Annotated in this window: 17 protein-coding genes, 1 tRNA gene and 2 pseudogenes; 9 read left to right on the forward strand and 11 right to left on the reverse strand. The window is 33.3% G+C overall.

Features of this window, described 5'->3' with window-relative positions; translation table 11 throughout:
- The first annotated feature begins 10 nt into the window (after nt 1-10).
- On the forward strand, nt 11-565 hold the full coding sequence (locus tag J7R07_RS00990; protein ID WP_208435078.1) for a biotin transporter BioY: 555 nt from the start codon (nt 11-13) through the stop codon (nt 563-565).
- A 511-nt stretch (nt 566-1076) separates the two neighbouring features.
- Nucleotides 1077-1439, forward strand: a complete 363-nt coding sequence (locus tag J7R07_RS00995; RefSeq protein ID WP_343070146.1) for a hypothetical protein — start codon at nt 1077-1079, stop codon at nt 1437-1439.
- A gap of 1133 nt (nt 1440-2572) precedes the next feature.
- On the opposite strand, the gene J7R07_RS01000 is transcribed toward J7R07_RS00995, so the two are convergent.
- The 4 genes from J7R07_RS01000 to J7R07_RS01015 all read right to left on the reverse strand — a co-directional run bounded on the left by J7R07_RS01000 (nt 2573) and on the right by J7R07_RS01015 (nt 4983).
- A complete protein-coding gene (locus tag J7R07_RS01000) occupies nt 2573-2734 on the reverse strand; it encodes a hypothetical protein (RefSeq protein WP_208435079.1) in 162 nt (53 codons plus the stop codon).
- A gap of 1015 nt (nt 2735-3749) precedes the next feature.
- A complete protein-coding gene (locus tag J7R07_RS01005; protein WP_208435080.1) occupies nt 3750-3980 on the reverse strand; it encodes a hypothetical protein in 231 nt (76 codons plus the stop codon).
- A 116-nt stretch (nt 3981-4096) separates the two neighbouring features.
- A complete protein-coding gene (locus tag J7R07_RS01010; protein WP_208435081.1) occupies nt 4097-4324 on the reverse strand; it encodes a hypothetical protein in 228 nt (75 codons plus the stop codon).
- On the reverse strand, nt 4321-4983 hold the full coding sequence (locus J7R07_RS01015) for a lysozyme (RefSeq protein WP_208435082.1): 663 nt from the start codon (nt 4981-4983) through the stop codon (nt 4321-4323). Before J7R07_RS01015 ends, J7R07_RS01010 begins: the two co-directional genes overlap by 4 nt.
- A 1499-nt stretch (nt 4984-6482) precedes the next feature.
- Between J7R07_RS01015 and J7R07_RS08295 the strand changes: the two genes are divergently transcribed.
- Together J7R07_RS08295 and J7R07_RS08300 are read left to right on the forward strand one after the other, a co-directional pair.
- A complete protein-coding gene (locus tag J7R07_RS08295; protein ID WP_246464807.1) occupies nt 6483-6743 on the forward strand; it encodes a hypothetical protein in 261 nt (86 codons plus the stop codon).
- Between the two features lie 384 nt (nt 6744-7127).
- Nucleotides 7128-7238, forward strand: coding sequence for a hypothetical protein (locus J7R07_RS08300; protein ID WP_246464821.1), 111 nt, complete (start codon nt 7128-7130; stop codon nt 7236-7238).
- A 142-nt stretch (nt 7239-7380) separates the two neighbouring features.
- Here J7R07_RS08300 and J7R07_RS01030 read toward each other — a convergent pair whose 3' ends face one another.
- The 3 genes and pseudogenes from J7R07_RS01030 to J7R07_RS08575 form a co-directional block, all read right to left on the reverse strand.
- Complete coding sequence (locus tag J7R07_RS01030) at nt 7381-8295, reverse strand: YopJ/AvrA family T3SS effector serine/threonine acetyltransferase (RefSeq protein WP_208435083.1); 915 nt, start codon at nt 8293-8295, stop codon at nt 7381-7383.
- 2738 nt (nt 8296-11033) lie between these two features.
- A complete protein-coding gene (locus tag J7R07_RS01035) occupies nt 11034-11210 on the reverse strand; it encodes a hypothetical protein (protein WP_208435084.1) in 177 nt (58 codons plus the stop codon).
- Between the two features lie 541 nt (nt 11211-11751).
- Nucleotides 11752-12332, reverse strand: a pseudogene (locus J7R07_RS08575) (MFS transporter); the annotation flags it as partial.
- A gap of 792 nt (nt 12333-13124) precedes the next feature.
- On the opposite strand from J7R07_RS08575, the gene J7R07_RS08310 reads away from it, so the two are divergent.
- Nucleotides 13125-13289: a hypothetical protein gene (locus J7R07_RS08310; protein WP_246464810.1), complete on the forward strand. Its 165-nt coding sequence runs from the start codon at nt 13125-13127 to the stop codon at nt 13287-13289.
- Nucleotides 13290-13378: 89 nt separating this feature from the next.
- On the opposite strand, the gene J7R07_RS01050 is transcribed toward J7R07_RS08310, so the two are convergent.
- Complete coding sequence (locus tag J7R07_RS01050; RefSeq protein WP_208435085.1) at nt 13379-13543, reverse strand: hypothetical protein; 165 nt, start codon at nt 13541-13543, stop codon at nt 13379-13381.
- A gap of 2108 nt (nt 13544-15651) precedes the next feature.
- Between J7R07_RS01050 and J7R07_RS08315 the strand changes: the two are divergent.
- Nucleotides 15652-15854: pseudogene (locus tag J7R07_RS08315) on the forward strand (helix-turn-helix transcriptional regulator).
- A 113-nt stretch (nt 15855-15967) separates the two neighbouring features.
- Here the strand turns inward: J7R07_RS08315 and J7R07_RS01055 are convergent.
- Nucleotides 15968-16040: transfer RNA gene (locus tag J7R07_RS01055), tRNA-Phe, on the reverse strand.
- A gap of 414 nt (nt 16041-16454) precedes the next feature.
- On the opposite strand from J7R07_RS01055, the gene J7R07_RS01060 reads away from it, so the two are divergent.
- The 3 genes from J7R07_RS01060 (at nt 16455) to J7R07_RS01070 (ending at nt 20937) form a co-directional block, all read left to right on the forward strand.
- Nucleotides 16455-17618 (forward strand): phosphoserine transaminase, encoded by a 1164-nt coding sequence (locus tag J7R07_RS01060; protein ID WP_208435086.1) that lies wholly within the window; start codon nt 16455-16457, stop codon nt 17616-17618.
- A 401-nt stretch (nt 17619-18019) separates the two neighbouring features.
- Nucleotides 18020-19309, forward strand: a complete 1290-nt coding sequence (locus J7R07_RS01065; protein ID WP_208435087.1) for an adenylosuccinate synthase — start codon at nt 18020-18022, stop codon at nt 19307-19309.
- A 242-nt stretch (nt 19310-19551) separates the two neighbouring features.
- Nucleotides 19552-20937 (forward strand): hypothetical protein, encoded by a 1386-nt coding sequence (locus tag J7R07_RS01070; RefSeq protein WP_208435088.1) that lies wholly within the window; start codon nt 19552-19554, stop codon nt 20935-20937.
- 171 nt (nt 20938-21108) lie between these two features.
- Here the strand turns inward: J7R07_RS01070 and rpoH are convergent, their stop codons facing one another.
- Complete coding sequence (gene rpoH / locus J7R07_RS01075; protein ID WP_208435089.1) at nt 21109-21987, reverse strand: RNA polymerase sigma factor RpoH; 879 nt, start codon at nt 21985-21987, stop codon at nt 21109-21111.
- Between the two features lie 147 nt (nt 21988-22134).
- Nucleotides 22135-23139 carry an RluA family pseudouridine synthase gene (locus J7R07_RS01080; protein WP_208435090.1) on the reverse strand — a complete coding sequence of 335 codons (1005 nt, stop codon included), beginning with the start codon at nt 23137-23139 and terminating at the stop codon, nt 22135-22137.
- Nucleotides 23140-23170: the final 31 nt, after the last annotated feature.

Raw genomic sequence — 23170 nt, forward strand, 5'->3', positions numbered from 1 at the left:
GGTAATTTCAATGAATACAAAAGATCTCACCTATATTGCTTTATTTGCGGCTATTTACGCGGTTTTAGGCCTTTTTCCTCCCATTTTGCTTCCTATTTTTCTCGGGATTCCTATTACTGCTCAGTCAATGGGACCGATGTTAGCAGGGTCTATACTTGGTGCAAAAAGAGGTGCCTTAGCATCACTCCTTTTTCTTGTACTTGTAGCTATTGGATTGCCTTTATTGGCTGGAGGTCATGGAGGAATTAGTGTTTTTTTAGGAGCTAGTGCCGGTTTTTTAATTGGTTTTCCAATCGCTGCATTTTTTATTGGTTTGATGGTTGAGCGATTTTGGCAGCGATTAAATTTTGTAATGTTATTTGTAATAAATGCTGTGGGTGGTGTTGGTATTGTCCATCTTTTTGGTGTACCATGGATGGCGTATATCACCCAGGTTTCTTTGTTAACGGCTGTAGTAAGTTCATTAGGTTTTTTGGTTGGCGATTTTGTGAAAGTACTGATTGCATCTTTTATTGCGGTTACAGTGAAAAAAACCATTCCTCTTATTACGTCAAAGAAAGGGTAGTTATTATTTTGAATTGAGAGGGGGTATAGCAGTTTATATGAAGAAAAACATGCTCAGTTTTCTTGTCTTATTTTGCACTGTAATGGGCGGGCATATAATAGGAAAAAAGATCTTATTCTATTAATATCCAAATGGTCGTCTAAAAAAGCGGCAATATAAAATCCATATCATATAGAGTATTATTATAAGAGATATAAAATTAAAAAATATCTCTTATAAACAGCGGTTATTATTTTTTATTTAGAATAAATTTACTGTAGAAGATTCAGGTATTTTATTGAATACGAGTCGCAAATTTTTTCTCTTAGAAAATTTTTATGTTTATTCAATAGTAAAAATGGACAACTGAAAATAATGATTGTATTTTTATTAGTGAGGAATATTTTTTTATATATTTATAGGTCACATTATATAATATTATTCTGTATCGTATTTTAATAGAATAAATAGTGAAATATTTTTATTATTTTAGTATCATATTATTTATGATATATACATAAAAAACAACATTATGTTATTTGTATTATGTGTCTTTACTAAAGAAGATAAGGATAAAAATAAAGCTATGAATATAAGATATTACTTTGCTGTATGCGCTCTTGTTTTAGGTTTTTCATCTGTTGTAAAAGCATCCGAATACGCAGTCTTTCAGAGAGAAGAATCTGTTACCATTGCCTCTACTGTTTTTGCGAAAAATATATTTTGTGATGAGCAAGTGAATTCTTTATTAAATAAAGTTGTTATACCCGTTCATCCAGGGAACCATGATATTTTTTGGAATAGTATGGTGTCAATTTTCCAGAAAGTGAGACATATATATACTGGTTTAGGGTCATATTTATACGATTCCATATTTTCCATATTCAGTTGGTAGAGTACAAAAGAAAGCATTGTTTGATTTTTAATACTTCAGGTGATTTATTTTGTTTGAAGCATTTTAGTTCTACAAAGAAGGGATATTATAGCTCTAACGGTTTTTTTGAAAACTTTATAAAATGATAGTTATCCTCAAGGCTATTCAAGGGAAGTTTGCAAATTCTATTCCCTCACTTTGTTTACTCATCTCCTGCGTTTAAAAATATTAGAGAAAATAACAGATTACATGTAATAAAAAAAGAGCATGATGCTAGATGCAGAAAAGTATGGTATAGCAATGTGAATAAAATGATACCAAAATGCACAAGGACGCCTTGATGTCTGTAGCTTTTTATAATTCAATAAGTCTCATATCAAAAACTAAAGCTGGATGAGAAGACCATTTAGGCGGAAGCGTATTGCTCTTCGAAGAAAGGAAGGTCAATTTCTATTATAAGCACAGAAAAATATACGAAACTTCGCAATTTAATCTCTCACTCTCGTGATTTTTGCTTAAGCTTACAGAATTGGATCGCAAACCAACCTTAACATCCTTTAAAATTACCAAAACCGTTTTTGCGCATTTAGTTTGTCGTTCAGTGATAAAAGCTTACATGCGAACAGGTTTTTTAGAACAATCGTGTATTCCATTGGAACTGTGGGTATCTTTCATTTCAGAATAACCTAAGGAATAAAATTTTCTGACATGCATTCTAGAAAAATCACTTTCTTTTTTGCTAACTTTTTCTAGTAATTATTTACACTATGCATAATAGAAAAATTATAATCTCTTATTTCTTCATTAGAAATTACTCCATGTATGCACTGCATATATAGATCATTCAAAGATATATTTTCTGTGTCATCTTCAATAGTTATGAAAGGACAACTGCCGTTTCTCGCAAAATACCAGAGACAATGTTTGAATTGTGCTTTTGCAATAGGCTGTATTGTTTTCAGAATATTATTTTATATTATTTTTTTAGTGTTTTAGCTCAACAACGGTTTCTTTTGTTGTACAGTTATCTTGGAAATTGCGGTGTGCTTTTATATTTTCAACAGCGTCGAATGAAAATTTACGTTTTTTAGTCCTTCATCTGTTTCATAAATACCCCTTATTTTTATGTCATCAAAAGCTTTAAACCATAGAAGTTATCCTATACTACAGCAGCCTTTTTCTATTTTATTATCTGAGTCTAAAGTTTCAAATGATTGTAAATTATGATCCTTAAAGTCTGTACCACTATCAATTACTTTAAAACCTATAATGTCTTTCTCGTTTTCTATTTCTTTGATAAAATGAATAGAGTTCACAACTGCTTCAAAAAGAGGTAGAGAGCATGCAGCGTTGTTGGGAAAGATGTGTTTCTTACGCGACCACTTAAATTTGTTTTCATGATTACTTTTCCCTTGATGATATAAGATAAAAAATGGCGTTATCTTACAATTTAACTTCCTTTTTGTCCTGCAAGGGTGAAAATTTGGAAGCTAATCGCGTCAAGCATATGCTATGATAATCCCCAAACCCATAAAAAAGACGAATTCTTTGAGATTTACTATTTCAAATGCGCAAAAACATTACCATACACTCATGAGATGGACAAAATCCAGGATCAATCAAAAGATGAGGAATGCTACCCATTTCATAAAGCGAGACATCATTTAACACTTTATAGGCAACAACCATTTTTCTTGGAGCATTTCTATTTCTGCTCTTATAAATTCTATATTTCTATCACTGTATTCGTTATATTTTAGAATGTCTTTCACCAAATTTAAGCGAAACACATTAATATCTTACCGCTTCAAATAAACCGGTGGTCATCCAACTACAAGAAGCTCATTTATTAGTTATCCAACTCATTAGAGAATTCAGCACGCATATCAATATTACTTTTTTTATTAACTCCATTTTCTACATCTCATGGATGTTTTAGAAACCGAAAACAATGACTCTGTTATACATGTATTAAACATCCCCGTACACCAACAAGAAATAACAACTTTTTCCAAGAGACAAGATCAAATAACGAATTCCTCTGTTGTTTTTGAAGCAATTAATTCAAAACTTCCTATTTTTACTAATGTTACGAGTGCTCTCGATTTACAAAACAGCTTAACATCCATCATAAAGTCACTATCATGAGGAACCGATAGTTTTAGAAAAACAGTCCAACCACCCTCCTATTTTTGGAAAGAAGAATTATATTTACTTAACACTCAAACAGCTTTTACAACTCGATTATACACTGAACTATATTTGTAATTGAAACCACAATCTATGAAATGAAAGCGCTTTACAAACTCTCTCCTTTATCATAACAATTTTTTAATTTTTTGAAAACCACTGCTTCAGGTGTACATAAATATCATCTATTGCATCTATGAGATGAGCAAAATCAACAACCACTAAGAATATAATGAATACAACCCATTTCATACAACGAGATATTATTTTCATACCTTGATAAGTATTTATTATCTCATGAAGAAGTTGTATCTCTGACTCTGTAAACTCTGTATTTTTATCACTTCGTTTTTTGTCCACTTTTCCACCCACATAGACGCTCACCTTGTTCATTATGCTTTAGGATGTCTCTCGCCAAATGTGAGCTAATCACATCAATATCCCGCCGATCCAAATAGATTGGCAACCACCCAATACAAGAAATTCGTTCATTTGTTACGCAACCAGTCAGAAAGTTTAGAACGCACATCAGCATCACTTTTCTTATTAATTTCATTTTCTACCTCTAGGCGTGTTTTTGCCATTTCGAGAGCTTCCTCTGTTTGTTTTTGCTGCTCAACTTTTTTTCCAAGGAAAAAAGCTCTTGTTAAAGCGACAAAAAAAGTCGCTAAGATCGCTGCTGTTATCGCGAGATATTTTCTTATCCATGAGATCATAGACGATGCTCCTGAAAGCGTTTAGCGATATACACCATAGCTGTACAAGCAGCTAAAACCATAATGCCTGCTAAAGCCCATTGAACGGGACCATTTCCTGCGAAAAGTCCCCCAAGTCCTGAAAAAGAACCTATGATCGGTGCAAAAGCTTCTATTTTATCAATACCCGTTACACCATGTGATTCTACTTTTTGATAATTTGGAGACATATAAGCACCTTGAGCCCATAACCCAGCTTCAGCTGCCCGACGATTGACAAGACCTTTAAGACGTTTTCCTCCTACTCTTGTCCATTTTTGCAATTCAATTGGCACAGCTTCGTAATTTCCCTTATTAAGTTTCTTTAACAATGTAGAGCGACGAAAAGCTTGTGTTCCCACATTATAAGAAAACGACACAAGTGCGACAAATTGCTCATCGCTTAACGGAACGGTAACAGATTGTTCAACAACTTGTTCAAATTTCTTCAAGTCTTGACAAAGAATCTCTTCCGCTTCCATTTCTGTAATCTGCATATCTTTATGAACATGCGGAGCTCCAGCAGCGTTTGTATGTCCATAACCAATTGTCCATATACCGTCAGGATCTTCATAAGCGCTTAAACGCAACCCCTCCCACCTCTTAATCAATGCAAGCCCCTCGTTTGATATTTTTCTCATCACTCTTATCCCGTAAAAAGCTCGACACAAAGCAGGACATAAAAAATCAAAAATTTAAAAACACATCCGACCATTCTAAAGAATGGGATAACAAAGTAATCGAGTAGATGTAAAAAACTTCCGCGATAAAGTTTGTTAAACTTATACCGCTTTTTATTAAGAAAAAGCCATATTAATCACTATCTACTTTGTAGTAATTCACCCCCTCTCTGCTTTAAAAATGATGATTTTCAACAGATAGAATTGAAAATTACACACACTTTTTAGATGCTTACACAACAAACCACCCCAATAGCTCACCTCATAAACTCTAAAACAAAACTATTTGTAACATCGATATTTCTGCATGAAAAACAATATGAACTCTAATTGTCTAAAAAATACCCACTAACTCATACTTATCTCTCAGTATTAACATCTTTAAAATAACTAAAAACAACTTCACTTAAAAAACATATTACAAGTAAAAATCTAGTATACTAAATAAAACATCGATAAATAAAACAATCAGTAAAATAAAATATAATATATTTAAAGAATTATAACATATCTTCCTTATAATATAGCAGTTCTCGTAAACACAAAGAAAATATTGCAATTAAACATTTTGTACTCAAATGACACTTGAGAATCTACATTCAAGACACATAGCGTACTATACACATTTTGTTCAAAAAATCTACAATTAATTTAATTATTCTTTATTTTGCTGTTTAATTGTCTTAATTGCCTTAAAAAAAATAAATTCATTAAGAATTTTAAATAAAGATCTATCTAAACAAATAGACTAAAATAAAGAAATTTAATAAATAATATTTATTTATATTTTACAGTATTTTTCATTTAAAAAATATTTCTATTATAAAACAATTACTCTATATGAAAAAATAATATTATAATAATATATACTATATTAAGCATATAAATGGATCACTATATATTTTCATCGTATAGTTTATAGTATAAAGCACTTTAATTAATAGTATTATTTGTATTTTATGTTATGTCTGCCACGTTTAATGAAATGTATACTTTAGTATTATTAAAAAATTTGCAATCTGAGTTTGTTGTATCTAAGATTATTTTATAAAATTTGTATTTGACATTTTTTATATACTATTCTGCTGAGATATAAGGTTGAAAAAGTAGCTTTTGAATAAGATTCATTTTCGTTTGCATAAGGGGACGCAATCTCTATCATACGAGAAAGAAGATTTTCCGCGCGACGATTTTTTTGTGATAAGCAACAATAGCTGCAACAACTTCTGCTTGATTGTGGGAGGTATATTTGAATTTATGAAAAGATAGTTTTCCACTTTTGTCTTCCTTTTTCATCACTGGATATATAATGATAGCTTACAAGGGTACCGCCTTTTTTCTGCTTGCTTTTCAGATTCCATCTTTTGTGGTTATTTTTGCTGCTTTGATCAATGAAACAAATATTTTTCTAATTGTTTTTCTTGAATGCATAAACGCTTCTGTTGAGATAAACGACATTTGTGAATATATGTGAAATATACATACGTTACAGCATTGACCTTCTTCGCATCCTGCAAGGCGAGGAGAGGGGCGGATGTACCGAAAAATTAATTTTCATAAAACCATCTGACTTGAAAACAATACCTGTCTTCAAGTCAGATGACGCAGTAAAGAAATTTATTGATACTATAGATCTCATGAGTGATGATTCTACAGGTCTTAAACCCGTTCATCGCAAATTTTTACCTAAAGAAACCTCTATAGATATTCAATTGCTTTAAACACTTTAAAAGAAGAATCTAAAAATCAGGTGATCCTTTACACGCGTTATATGAAGCATTTGATTAAACAAGATTTACAAAAAAGCTCTCGTAATTCACTTATCTTTCACTATAGAAGATTTTAAAAAGATTAAAATAAAGTATGAACAAAAATCATGATATACATTGTGTTTTTTGGTTAAAAGAAGATGGGAATATGTTAGATTGTGTATAGAATTTTCATCCCTTTTATATTTAGCTTCTCAAACAGAAAAATCCTTAAAAGGTATTATGAACCTCCTTTCTAAAATTATCAAAGGCATAAAACATAATGGAAGAGAAGTTCCCCCACCTTTTTCATATAGTAGACATAGTGGTAAGTTTCAATGAAAAATATCACCAGAAATTCATACGCAACGCACAGCTCAAGCTACCCAAAACGGTGTAAGCTTCAACAGATATATCTCTTTTAAACTTCTAACTTTTTCAAGATTATTATTCTCTTCATATGCATGACCAATTTCGTATTTGTTTTGAATGACATTCTAATGGTGCCTATAAGTAAAATTAAAACTGTCATGATCCGCAAGAAAATGAAGTAAGACATTGCACAACACTCACCAATCTCAATAATCCAAAATATGAAAAGATTACATTATCATTGTGTAAGAGATTTATATGCATGAACTCTCTTCTGCATCGCCGAAACAGAGTGTTCTTTGCCTTCTACAAGAGTTAAGTTTTTGTAATGCCTTTCTAAAATACTTTCCTTCTTTTTATTAACGGGTTCATGTAACGCCTTCGGATTACGTTCTACATATTGTCTGATACGTTCTTCATGATTCGCATGTTTGTAAAACCCGACTGGAAGATAACTATCGACTTTAGAAGGACTTAAAGGACCGCCCTTTGGACATAATTCACCCTGAATATTATCGATGTGCATCCTGATTAATTGAGGATACGCGAGATAGAGTTTGTGGGCTAAAGCCAAACTAACAATCCCAACCTCAGAAGGGCCTTTTTGAATACTCATTTCTACCATGGAAAAATGACAACCAGGGATTTCAGCACTTTCAATGGCTGATTTACTCATTGCTGCCAGCGTTTGTGCCGCTGTATTTCTAAAGCTTGTGGTTTCAAAAAATAGCATAGATTGCCTGCCAGAAAAGTCCCGATAGTCTATTACTGCAAAATGGGGTTCGGGCCTTTCCATGCAGACCATCACCCTAGCAGCTTCCTGTTTTTTTTCGATTATTTCTTTTAATGATAAGACCAGTTCTTCAGAGGATCTCGCGAGATGAAGATTTAGACCTGCATCTTGAGAATTCGCTTTTGCGACTAGAGCAGGCATCATTGTAAGATCTGTATATACATAATTGGTTCTGGTGAAATCCCCACTGGCTATATCCTTCTCTAAATCGCTCACAATACTTTTTAATGATTTATCACTGTACAGGGGGCTTTTTTTTTCTTCGGGGGGAATCGCTTCTAACCGTGCAAGAAGATCTTCTAATGGCAGTTCTTCTAATGAATTATATTTTTGTTCAGCTTTATCTTTTGATTTTGGCATAGTGAAACTCCTTACTAACGATTTAGCATGAAACAATTTTTTATTTTTTTTATGACATAAGAGTGTTTTATATTAGTCATCTTTTTAGTGGAGCTATCCAAACTTGGATTGTAAGATTTTAACAAAGAGTCTATAGCTTTGGAAAATCTGAAAGTTTTAAAGATCTGTAGGGGTTCTTAGATTTTGACTATATTTGGAAATTCATTTTAAAATTAAATTTTTTCTACCCTGTTTATGACTTCAGCCAGAGTGTTACACTGCTTTTATTTTTCAATATTTTTATGATCAATAAACTCAAACGGTATCATTTAAAAAACACGCAATAAAGTCGATATTGCATGTCTCGTTGCATCCTTCTCTATGGATTTTCGCTCAAACATACCAATTGTTTTGTTGTGATTTTGATTGAAGGAGTACCTTTTCTGTATCACGAGCTCTTTGGATATGATAGTAGGGCCATCCGTAAAACCTTTTTTGATTTTATTCTGATAGGGGTCATAAAGGAGCATTGGGAGCAGGTTGGCACACCACATCATTTTTATGCAAATAATCTATTAAGTCCTTTGGTTATACTTCAAGCATATTTTCTGCCTCAATCAAACCACATAAACCATCATAATGCTTAAATCTTCAAGATCTTTATGTTTTTGGTTGCAGGTTAGCAATGTGATGGTACTTCGGTCGATTTGCTCTTGTAGATATATCAAGATACCAAGCAATACTGGGGATTTAGAACAGTTCATTTATAGAGCTGATTCTTGCTGTTTCAATTCTTGTATATGGTCACTTAATTTTTATACGTAAAAAAGTTCTGTAATCAAATTACGAGAACTAAACATTTGCGCTTAGGAATGTTATGAAAGCACACAACCTTTTGAATCTGCATATAATCCTGCAAATTCACTCAGTGCAAATTAAAGATCAGGAGGCTTAACCAATTTATTTGAAAACGGGTTAAATTTTTCAAGTACTTTCTGAGTGTTGCACATAACATGTTTGTATTGCTTACTACAAAATTCAGCAATTTTATGGCTGGATATAATTTAAACGGTAGCACTATAGTAGTATGTAATTTCTATGAGGATATTATAATTGAGCCTCTTGGTAATAACTGTTTTCCAAGAGCCTATTTCTGTAATAGATACACGATTATTGTATACAACGCATAGCCCAATTAAAAAATTCTATTGCTCGCAATCTTGTACGCTCACTCATCCCACAATGAAACCAAACCACTATGCAGAAATTTTTTATTAATTTTACGGAATTTTTTCTGAAAAAGCTGGGCACAATCGATAATCTGTTTTAGAAATTAAAATCGTAATGTGTGTAGTGCGTAGATATATTGGGGATTATGATTGAGCCTTTTTATTGGCAGCGTATTTTTGATTTGTGCAAGTTGGGTCTGTATATTTGTGGTTAATTTTCCTGATATATATTGTACGATGGCATTTGCAATCTCTAATTTGGAGCATAACTTGAGCAATTGAAGATCTTTCTTATTTTGCAATAGGAAGTTTATCACTATCAGCTTTTTGGGACATATTGCTTCCATATTTAAATCAACGCACTTTGGAAAATTTCTTCTCCGAATATAAAAATATATTTACAGTTTTATTTCAGGAAAAGGTGGATATTTTCTTGTAAAGTACGCTTTTAAAAAATCTGTTTTTCTTACGCATAGTGCGCGAAAAAAATAAGAAACAGAATGAGTTCCAAAGGTTCTTAAAGATCTTCACTTGAAATAATCCTGGACTTTAATAAGAGAAGGTTCAAATGAAATGTGCAATCAAATTTATCAGCGATTATAATGATCTTCTTCTTGTCGTTTCTAAAAACTTTCAAGAATTTATCATCTATGGCAACAGTGAGAAAAAAGCTTTAGAATACGCTAAAATGCATTTTATACCAGTCATTAAGAGGATTTTTCCAAGGGCTCATCCCTTTTGGATATTGCCTATACTTTTATTGAAGTATCTCCGTTGGTAAATTTAAAAATTGTAATATATAACGCTACTGTTGAAAAAATGATGCAAAGCCAATCTTGTATATGTCTTCTAAAATTTCACTCAATATAAATTGATCTATTATTGAATTGAAATTAAGCAACAAAATGAGATGCTTTAGAATCTACTCTTATTTCTCTTGAAAAGAGGTTACTATTAATATCCAAAATACTACTTTAAATTTACAGGTTTTATGTAAAATATTTACGCAAACTATTAAGAGCAACATACAGTGAACTGATAAGCTGTGATAGTGATTGATTTTCTATAATAGAATATTGCAATATGGCATGAAAATTATATTGGAAGTATAAATATAGAGCTGCTTAAACAATCTTTATATATTCAAAAACTGTTCTGTTGTTATCTTTACCTATTTCTCTTTTGCATCATCATAAGAGATTATAAACGTTTCACCATAAATTGCGCTAAGGTAACACCTTTACACATAAGTAATAGTTTATTACTTCGAGATCTTTTTTTGCAGTATTATACTGATTTTGACGGAGATAATTTTGCAGATAAAGCTATCCAATATAAGAAACAAAAACGAATTCTTCGCGTTTTTTGGCAAAAAATCAAAACATTTAGTTCGCATTTTATTGCCGATTTATCAATGAGCTTCAGTCTTTTTGTTGTATGTGAAATCCGTCTATTTTTCTCATATACGCATCCTTTAATCCATGGAATCCGTGGAACATGTTGTTACATTTTTTTCTCTGTCCTATTTTTTCAATCTAGAATGAAAGCTATCATTAACAGGTCTACTATCGTCAATGGTATCTGAGGTGATAGAGTAACTTTAAACAGTGACAGACGAGGAAATACAGATTGCTCTTTTTTTGAAATAAGCAAATACAATTCACGCTTAAATTGTGGTAAAACGGTTTCTATTATAAGACTGTTCATCACTATTTATCTTTTTCATTCACATGTTTGTAATTTGCTTTCTACACAAATCGTTGAGCTTTTTTTTGAGTACTGAAGCGCACTTTTAGCAAAGTGTAGATTGAAAACCACAATGGAATGCTATCTTTTTTAACTTCTGATTAGCTGCCTTACCTGTGTAGTTATCGGAAGTCGCTATAGCAAAATTGATCACTTAGGCATCAGAAACTATTGCTCCGTTTTTGAGATAAATGTAAAGACGCTTAATTAACATTACTTTATTAAGCAATATTTTATATCTATTTTGGAACAAATTGTGAAGAAATTCATTAAACTTGATACATAAATTCAAAAACAACTTTTATGATCGCCTATAATAAAACAACACGATTATTTTTCAAATAAAAAATCTATATGATATGGAAAAATAAAATAACTTCTTTAACTTTTCGTCAGTTTTTTACTCTTTAACAGATATCATTTTTAAAAATCTAAAGTAATTTTTTTTGTCATATTTATTATTTGAAATAGAATTTAGTTTACAATATTTATTTCATAATTATTTATTCTTACTGGAATTTAAATTTATAATATTAAATAACAATATAATATATATAAAATAGGTAAATAAATCAAAAATGAATACTGTTTATTTTTTTTCTAAAAAAAATCAGTACTGAACAAACTAAAGGACCAATTACGGATGCAGTTTCACCTATAATTTATGAAATGCTATTTGCCTTTATAATATCATTTATTGAGAACATTCTTTGAATAGCAGCGTGAAAACTTGGTTGAAAAACACTTCTTCCTATTGTTGTACATATTTCTGCAAAAATAAGAACAATAATATGTGCATTACCTATTATATATGTTTTAAAAACGAATAATGAGGCCAATAATCTAACAAATTCACTCAAGATCATATTTTTTCAAAGAAGAATTATCAGCTAACCAATCTCCTATAGGACCAAAAAAGAGAAAAGGGATAAATCGAAAAAAATACACAAGACCTGTAAAAAAGTAATCATCTGTTAATTCTAAGACAAGTAAAATAAAATTAACGTCATAAGTAGAATAGATAACTTTAGAATTAAAGATAGAAAAAAGAAATAATGTACTCTTTTTTAAAAATAAATTCATATCAACCATCAGATATTAAACTTTTCTACATTTAATAAAATTGGTGATATGAACTACAAAGTAATCATTTATTATATTAAATCTCTAATAATTTAATAGAAAACTTTTAAAAAAAATATTGATTATGATAAAATCAAATAGAACAATATTTAGAAATATAACAACTTTTCTTTCTTCGTTGCTTTTTAAATAAAGAATATTAAAACTATTAGATTAAAATATATTATATTAGTACAATAAATATCTGAATTTTTCACAATAGCACGATATTATTCTTAACATATTATATAATACAATATTATGTTTATTTTTTTATAATTATTTTTTGATAATAATATATAAAGTGAACACGAGTAAATAGGGGACTGTACCTATTTTTGTCAAGAATGCTGTAAATTTATTGCTGAAGCAGGAAGTTATCAAAATAAGTCAGATTTTAGTTTTGGTTGCAGTAGAAATATTTATTCTTTAAAATGATAAGTATATCAATGAACAGGCTATTATCATACATAAGCTTTTTTAGTTATAAATCTACCTGTTTGATCCAGTTTTTTTTACAATAAATACTTCTCAAATAACGGATAATTTTTTTAAAGATAGCGGTAATAAACCTCAATTGGGTGGAAATCTACGCGTCGCTGGGGGGAAAGCATTCTACCAGAAATTAGTCAATTTCAGCTAAGTTGCTTCTTCAGATCAAACTAAATCGATTGCTCCAGAAATGAGCGATATTGCTGATATAGCCTTAAAAATTGCAGGAACTATAACTGCTTTTCTTTTTATATTCCTGGAATGGAAGACGCTGCAAACCTTAGTCTTAATGCTCCACCTACCCCACCAGAATATAACGATATCCAATTTTCTAGTGATGACAAATCTCAATCTGACGAAGCTAGAACAAGTAATATTACTGAAAATACAATCTCTGGAGCAGAATCTGAAATAGATAAAAAATAAAGAAACTATGGTTTTCTTTTCAAGAAGTAGACAGTAGCTTCTTTATTTCAAGATTGATAACTCATATTTTATGGTCGTAGGGTATTTTTTCAAAATCCATGGTTACGACCTGTAGAAGGTAGCTTTGTTTCAAAAAACTTTTTAGTTTGTTCTTCTTGTTGTGCTCGACGTTTTTCTTCTTCGCTTTTACCACAACCCGTAAGGCTTAATCCTATAGTTAATATAGCCATGCTTACTAAAATCAATTTTTTCATTTTATCCCTCTTTAAATATCAGATGTGTTGATAGTTTTGCTCAAGATGCAAAGTAATTTTTTTGCTGTATCAGAAGATAGGTTTAGTGATTATAATTTTGTTTTTTAATTAGCGTTGTTAATGGGAGGATATGTGAACAGTTGTTGTAAATATCTTATAAGTTTCTCATAGTAAAACATGAGAAGGAAAGAGCCAAAACTTGCAATAAACAACTGAATCATAAAGTATATTAATGATGGTGACCAACTTGCCGTTGAAAATTGTATTGCAATAGGAAATCCGACTAATGTTGCAAAACACATAAGCATAATAATGCTTAGTATTAATCTTAACGGACCACGGAACCATAAGAGAAAAAGGAGTAATCCCTTTTTCCCTATCTGTATTGTTGTCATTATCCCCCCTCTAATATTATAGCTAATTTGGTCTCACCATATACATAGAACGATAAATGATACAAGTCATATTTTTATAAAATCTTCAAGATCTGTTTGATATTTTCCAGATGAACTATCTGTTTTGGCAGGAGATTGTTTTATTTAATATTCTTTCATCAATGAGTATTCAAAAAATCCCATGCTGTATATTATTAAAATTCCAATTTTTTAAACATATCTAATAGCTTCCAATATTTTTTTATGCTCTTGTTTATCTCATCCATAAGCAGTTCATCATTGATAACAGTTCTAGATTACAGTTATGCCCATAAACTTCTGCTTTCACTTACGATTTTGTACTCAATCCCATGCTCCCAAGTATATCCCATGGAATTGTCTACCATCGCATTCCTTGTAGTCTCTAGATTTATCATGTTCATAAAGGTTATAAAAATACTCACTTCCCTAAATTTTATAATGCATAGCTGATAGTCATAGCGGTTAAATTTTTTGTGTTGGTTGTTTACGTTTTATTAAGAATAGATGCTTTAATCCTTAATTTATTGGTGAGGCTACTTGCCTCATATTTAGCCGTACAGGGCAATTTTTAACAGCCAATATGGTATTAAAACTACTCAATCGCTCTGTACGGTGCCTTTTTCCCGATTTAACGCATATTGCATTCAAAGTAGTGAGTATTTTTCACTATTTTGCAGTTCTTTTGAAGAATTTCAAGCAAGCTTAGAGATATTGAACATCAGCTTCAGCTTATCCAGTTTTTTCTTATTAAGGCTTTTTCTTGATAATCTTTACTAAACTTTTCTATTCTCGTGAATGAGATGCATTTATCTCATAGAGCTAGCCTTATGACTTGTGTTCTCAACGATTATAAATATTTTTTCAGCTGTTTCATAGAGGGTACTTTCTAGACGACGACAAATTTTTTATAAGATTAGCAAAGAAGAGCACAAAGGTGACTGATGTATTATTTTTTTATTACATCACTTACAGGATTTTTAACGGCACGCTAAAATCCACAATGAAATGACATTAAGAGCTTTGATATAATTACAAGCATTTTCTAGCACACCAAAAACATTGGCGATGTCATCAATAGAAGCTATCAACACAAATAAATTTTGAACAGTCTTAATATATGTCGTAGGCTTTTTTTTTGATACTGATATCGGTTTTATTCCAGAGATCAATATCAATGGATGTGCTTACGTTTGCACACCTTAATATCTGTTCTGCAGTGTTTTGGAAGGATTTACGAAATCCTTTTTCGCCACTATAAAGTTATATACTATGGTTTCGGCATCATCTCCACAATAGAAATGGTTGGTGCAAGTTCCGATGGGCTTATTGATGAGGATGAATTAATTGAAGCCAAATGCTCATAAGAAACTATTTACTTTTGTTTTTTTTAATAATCAGATCAAACTTGAATATATCACGCAAATACAATTCCATATGATATGTACGGGGCGCAATTCGTGTGATTTTTTAAGTTATAATCCACAATTAGTAAATAGATCAGCATATTTGTGTCTCAATATTCAGCAAGTTTACCGTGATGATGAACAAATTGAATAGATCAATAAAGCTGTCGAGATATTCTTAGAGGAAAGACAAGATATGAAGCAGATCTTGACACAAGCTGCTTGGGGTGCTCTTTCCTCCCAGCACTTCCGCCCATTTACGTAATATAAAAAAGTAAAAGGTAATAAGATGATATTTGATGATAGCGATAGATATGTAACGACACGTGAATGTGCACAGCTTTTTAATGTATAAACAACAACGATTCGCAATTGAGTGCTTCAAGGATAGGTTCCTCAACCCTATAAGCTAGGAAGAGCAGTAAGATGGAGAAAAAAGAGACTCTAACCTTTATTTCAAAGCAAAATACGGAGCCAAGAACAACAAATTAAGTAAAATTATATAAACCGCAAGAGGTGGTCTAAAAGGTGGTCTTAAAATCGCTGTTTAAATAAAAATTAAATAAAAAATCTGTATATTTCAATATGTTAAATAGAAAAAACGGTGCCCAGACGCGGATTCGAACCACGGACACGCGGATTTTCAGTCCGCTGCTCTACCAACTGAGCTACCTGGGCACGTTTCACAAAACACGTGAAACGTGTGCGGTTATAACATTAAAATTTTTCCTGTCCAGCCATCAGAAGCAAAATAATTGATTTTTTATAAGTTTATCTCCGTATTCTAGATAATTATAATGGTCCTTTCCATAAAATAAACTTGATAGGTATATTATGATACGTTACTGTATCTTTATCAAAATGCCAAAATGCTGGTTTACCGTGGTGACGAAACGAGGAAATCTTTTTAAAGGATTAATACGATAAGCATACTTAAGGGGGGTATTTTTTACAAGGTTTCCATGTATTTTAAGCTTACGAAATAAATAGAAAACATTTTTGATTTTTGTATTAAAGGGACTATTGGCTTCAGTCTTTATAATAACTCGTTTTTCTTTAAAGAAAGACAAGCCGTCTAAAAGGGGAGAAATAATGATAATGTTACAAAAACCAAGTTGTCGTCCAAATAATCCTAATTTTTCTTCAGGGCCTTGTAGCAAACGACCTGGCTGGACTCCTGAAGTCCTTAAAAATGCATTAGTTGGGCGCTCGCATAGATCGAAAGAAGCAGAATTAAAACTGGCTGAAGTTATTAATTTAACCCGTGAGATTCTTGAGGTTCCTTCTGGTCATTATATAGGAATTATGCCAGGTTCAGATACCGGTGCTGTTGAAGCTTCTCTATGGTCTTTATTAGGGGAGCGTGGCATTGATATGGCGGCGTGGGAAAGTTTTGGATTTGGGTGGAATAAAGATGTGGTCGAGCAATTAAAACTTTCTGATGTGCGTCGTTTTGAAGCCCCATATGGTGAAATGCCCGATCTAACCCAACTTAATTTTGATCGTGATGTTGTTTTTACATGGAATGGGACAACTTCTGGTGTGTGTATTCCTAATGCGGATTTCATTCCGGATAAGCGGTCAGGATTGACCATTTGTGATGCGACATCAGCGGCTTTCGCGCAATATCTTGATTTTTCAAAATTGGATGTTGTTACTTTTTCGTGGCAAAAAGTTTTAGGAGGTGAAGCAGCACATGGTATGGTGATTTTAAGTCCTCGTGCTGTTGAGAGGCTTGAGAATCATATTTCATCTTGGCCTATGCCTCAACTTTTCTGTATGACAAAAAATGGAAAATTGAATGAAGATATTTTTAAAGGAAAGATAATCAATACGCCTTCTATGCTTTGTGTTGAGGATTTTCTTGACGCATTGAAGTGGGCAAAGTCTCTAGGAGGTGCGGCGGCGTTAAGAGCACGGGTTGAGAAGAACTTTTCTGTACTTGATGCTTTTGTTCGTAAAACACCATGGTTAGAATATTTGGCAAAAGATCCTGAAGTGCGTTCTAACACATCTATTTGTTTAGATATTGTGGATCCAGTAATTACTGCTTTGGATATTGAAAAGCGGATATCTTTTATAAAAGCGATAGTGAATCGTCTTGATGAAGAAGAGGTTGCTTATGATATCAATTCGTATCGAGATGCTCCTCCGGGACTTCGGATTTGGACAGGTATAACAGTTGAAGCTTCAGATCTCGAAATTTTAACGCAATGGCTTGAATGGGCATTTCAGATTGAAAAAGCACGACTTTAAGGTGCTGTTAGCAATTTTTATAACGTATTTTTCTAGAAAAAAAGAATATGGCAGATTGTGATGATCTTTCGTATTCTTGTATCAGATAAATAATCTTTTAAAATCCTGTACAGATTACAAAATTTACGAGGAATTATAAAAGGTTTGTCAGATGTTGGTTAAAGCAACAACCAAAAGCTCTAAATGTTTTTACTTTTTACGGCAAAAATGATGGATTAAGAATAGGGGTATATTTTATATCCTAGAGATTGTTTGCCTTTGTTATCATGTTTGAAGTTTTAATCACTTTAGGATTGGGAAAAAGCTGAAATGAAGAGTCGCACTTGCTGTAAGGTTTCGTTATAAGGAAATATTTGTTTTTGAATGCTGGTTTTATTTGACCAAATACGACGGAGAAGGTTATGGCCAATGTAGTAGTTGTTGGTACACAATGGGGCGATGAAGGCAAAGGTAAAATTGTAGATTGGTTATCTGAGCGGGCAGATATCGTAGTGAGATATCAGGGTGGTCATAACGCAGGACATACATTAGTTGTTGATGGAATGAGTTATAAATTATCGCTTTTACCATCTGGTTTAGTGCGTGGAAAGTTGTCGATTATCGGGAATGGTGTTGTCGTTGATCCCCATCATTTTGTAGCAGAATTGAAAAAACTACGTGACCAGGGTGTGAAAATTACACCAGAAACTTTACGTGTTGCTGAAAATGCTCCATTGATTCTTTCTTTGCATCGTGATCTTGATGCAACGCGTGAAAGTGGTTTTTCCGGTTTAAAAATTGGTACGACAAAGCGTGGTATTGGTCCAGCTTATGAGGATAAGGTGGGACGTCGTGCTATCCGCGTGATGGATTTAGCGGAAGCTGATACACTGATGACTAAGATCAAGCGGCTTTTGCAACATCATAATGCTTTACGTCGTGGTATGGGAGTTGCAGAGATTGATTCTCAAGCGCTTTATGATGAATTAATGCAAGTAGCCGATGAAATTTTACCCTTTATGGATTGTACGTGGCGCCTTTTAGATGAAAGTAACCGGATGGGAAAGCATGTTCTTTTTGAAGGTGCACAAGGTGCTTTACTAGATAATGATTTTGGGACTTATCCTTATGTAACGTCATCCAATACAGTTGCTGGACAGGCATGTACTGGTTCAGGTATGGGGTCTGGATCAATCCATTATGTTTTGGGTATTGCAAAAGCTTATACAACACGTGTTGGAGAAGGGCCATTCCCGACAGAGCAGATAAATGATATTGGTGAGTTTCTTGGGATGCGTGGCAAAGAATTTGGCGTTGTGACTGGACGAAAGCGTAGATGTGGTTGGTTTGATGCTGTTTTGGTACGTCAAATGGTAACGATTTGTGGTGTTCAGGGTATAGCATTGACAAAACTTGATGTTTTAGATGGTGTGGATGAAATTAAGATCTGTATTGGCTATGAGCTTGATGGTAAAAGAATTGATTATTTACCCTCTTCGATGGGCGCACAAGCGCGTGTGAATCCCATTTATGAGACACTGGAAGGTTGGAGGGAAGCAACAGCACATGCATTGAGTTGGGAAGATTTACCAGTGCAGGCTATTAAATATATACGCTATATTGAAGAACAGATTGGTACGCAGGTAGCTTTATTATCTACAAGCCCTGAGCGTGAAGATACTATTCTTATTACTGATCCTTTTGCAAATTAATATTTATTTTGAGATTTTCGTACAAGTTCTCGGTTTATTTTTCGTGTTTTTATGAAGAGAGAGGTTAAGAGTGGGTGAGAGAAAGATACAAAAGAGCATTGTTTATTTTTTTATATTCATTTTAAAATATCATGATAATTGTATCAATATAAATGACAATCGATTTAGAAGGCTAAAATAAAATTATTTTGAGCCTTACGGCTGGGACTTCTTTTCTCAGTTTGAGAAAGATTATGAAGGATATGGTAGATTTCGTTGGAATCTTAAAGAAAGCAATCAATGCGCAAAGTAATGTCACATTACAAGTGCGTAAGCGGATTTATAAACGAGCTATCGAAACACTAGAACATCAGTTTGTAGTAGCGACAGTACCACAAGCAATGGCAGACGAGCAAAGGAAGATTTTGCAAAGTGCTATTGTAACTGTTGAAGAGGAATATTTAGCTGTTGAAAAGAATTTACTTTCTTCAGTTATTGGATGGAAACCTACAAGTATAGTTGAAAGTGATAAGCATACACGAAGTTCTATATTGTTACAAAGTAATGCATTTTCAAAGAACAATACTGTGTTTAAAGAGTCTCGTATACTAGAGCTGCCGGATGCTGAGCCTGTCAATATGCAAGCTTATTTGAATTCTCAACATGCTAACAATAATATATTAAAAACTTCTCCTTCATTTGCTTCTTCGCAAGGAGATAATCCATATATTGTTTCGCATATTTTTTCTCAAGCTATGCGTCGTGCTAATCGATCGTCGGTGCAAAAGCATGTTATTATAAGTGCTGCTGTTCTTGCCAGTTTTGTTATCTTAACTGTTGGCGTTTTTTTTATTTGTGGACGTGTATTTTTATCGAATGACCATCAGTTTCTGGGGAAAAATCAGCAAATTTCTCAACCATTACCAAAGGCACTTTCGGTTAACAGAAAGTTAGCGAAACGCTTATTAGAAGATGGAAGCGAAATTGATGTCGGTTTAGACCAAACAGCAGATTCTTCAAATGAAGAAGGAACCTCAGAAATTGTGGGCAGCAATTCGCAGTTAATTGAACAGTTGGGTGAAGCTATCTTTTATCAAGCGCGTACAAATTATTATGCAGAAAAAGTGGCAACAGGCAGCGCTCGTTGGACGCTTATAAAAGAATCTCATGTGAAGGGTGCTCCAGAAGAATTAGCTATACAAGGTGATATAAAAATTCCAGATGAAGGGGTGTCATTACGGCTTATTTTACGTCGTAATACCGATGTGTCTTTTCCTGCTGCATATGTTATGGATCTTATTTTTATTCTTTCTGATAAATTTTCAGGTCAAGCTATAAGCAATGTTAAAGCATTAACTTTTAAAGCAAGTGAACACTCCATTGGGCAATCTTTAGCAAGAACTGTTGCAGCAAAGATTAGCGATGATTTTTTTCTTGTTGCATTGAGTGGAAATCGTCCATTTCTTAACCGGAATTTACAATTAATGCGGGAATTAGATTGGATGCGTTTGATATTAACAGACAAAAACGGACGTATCAACGAATTAACTTTTGCAAAAGGGCCAACAGGTGAGTCTATTTTCAATAAAGTTATTGGACAATGGCTTGCACAACCAGAAAAGTTAACAGTTCTTGGTCAGAAAAAATAAAGTGCCAATACAGGTGAGATAAAAGGCTATACAAAGTTTCAAGAATCAAAAAGCCTTTTTATAAATCAATTCAAGCGTATGAAGCCAAAACACACGCGATTTACTCTTATTTTAGAAATGCACGCAAACAATTGACTTTATACTTATTTTTCAGGCTCTAAAGTTCTACACTTAACTTTGAGATAAAGCGGATACTTTAATAAAGTTTTGTACTTTTTCAAATGCACGCATCTCAATTTGTCTTACACGTTCCCGACTGATATCAAATTCGCTTGAAAGTTCTTCTAATGTCAGTGGTCTATCGCTTAAGCGACGTGCTTTGAATATACGCTTCTCACGTTCATTCAGGTTATCCATGGCATTTACAAGCATAGAACGACGGTTTTCCAATTCACTTTGTTCAATCAAAGCTTGTTCTTGATTGTCCGAATCATCCACCAACCAATCTTGCAATTCGCCGTTTTCACCTGCTTTTGTGCGAAGAGGCGCATTGAGTGAAGTGTCACCCCCAAGTCGACGGTTCATTGAGACAACCTCATCTTCAGTCACATTTAACTTTGTTGCAATTTCTTGCACTTGCTCTGCGTTAAGATCGCCACCGTCAAACGCTTGAAGTCTGCTTTTTAACTTGCGAAGATTGAAAAACAAGCGTTTTTGATTGGCGGTTGTTCCTATTTTCACCAAACTCCAAGACCGCAACACATATTCTTGAATCGATGCTTTAATCCACCATATAGCATAGGTTGCAAGACGAAAACCACGTTCTGGTTCAAAACGCTTAACAGCTTGCATAAGCCCAACATTTCCTTCAGAGATAACTTCCCCGATGGGTAGTCCGTAGCCTCGATATCCCATCGCGATTTTAGCTACAAGACGCAGGTGACTGGTCACCAATTTATGTGCAGCTTTCAAATCATTATGTTTACGATAACGCTGCGCCAACATATATTCTTCCTTCGGCTCCAGCATTGGAAAACGACGCACTTCCTCTAGGTAACGATTCAACCCCCCGTCACTCGTCGTCACTGATAGTAAATTCATATGGGCCATATAGCACCCTCCTTTTATGTGAATTCCCTTATAAGGCAAATTCTATTTCTAGATATTATAACATCTCTCCGACCTTATCCTAACATAATTTTCAATTTTGTTCAAAAAGAGATATTTTATTGTGAAATCCTGAAAAGGTTAAAAGTTTCAATTTATTTTTTTTAAATGTTCGATAAGTTTAGCCATGTCTTGAGGAAGAGGTGAAGAAAAAGACATAATTTTATTTGTAACGGGATGTTCAAATGTTAGGCTGGCGGCATGGAGCGCTTGCCGGTTGAGTTGCTCGATTGCATTTTTGATGATGGGATGAAGTGTGTTCGTTTTTGTTTTAAAAGCGTTACCATAAACACTATCACCTATAAGTGGATGCCCGATATGCGCCATGTGAACACGGATTTGATGAGTGCGTCCAGTTTCCAAACGGCATTCTAGAAGGCTAGCAACAGATGTTGTATCTGCATGAGTTCCATATTTTTCTAAAAGAGAAAAATGTGTAACAGCATGGCGAGCATGAGGATGTTGGCTCTGGATGACAGTTTGCTTTGTTCGGTTATGGGGAGAACGGCCAAGGGACGCATCAATTGTCCAACCATTACGGTGAGGTGTCCCCCAAATCAGGGCATGATAACGTCGATCTAATGCGCTGGTACGTCCATGATCAGAAAATTGGGCACTGAGGCTTTTATGAGCAAGGTCATTTTTGGCAACGACCATGACTCCACTGGTATTTTTATCAAGACGATGGACGATACCAGGGCGCTTAACACCACCGATACCAGACAAATTATTACCACAGTGATGAATAAGGGCATTTACTAATGTTCCCGTCCAATTTCCATTGCCAGGATGAACAACGAGACCAGCAGGTTTATTAATGACAATGATATGATCATCTTCAAAGAAAATATCCAATGCAATAGCTTCACCGATGGGTTTTGCATCACGAAGAGCAGGTATTGTTAATTCGATAATTTGATTAGGTTTTAATTTTGTTTTTGGCTCTTTTATAAGTTGACCATCAACTTTAAGATAACCTTCACGGATAAGGGCTTGCAGACGTGAACGCGACAACGCATTATGATACTGTTTAACAAGCCACTGATCGAGTCTTTGCCCAAGAGCACCTTTATCCGTTATTTGCTGTGTTATCATATAATTCTTATTAAGTTTTTTATAAAACTCT

This window comes from Bartonella phoceensis (assembly GCF_902825145.1).
GTDB lineage: Bacteria > Pseudomonadota > Alphaproteobacteria > Rhizobiales > Rhizobiaceae > Bartonella > Bartonella phoceensis.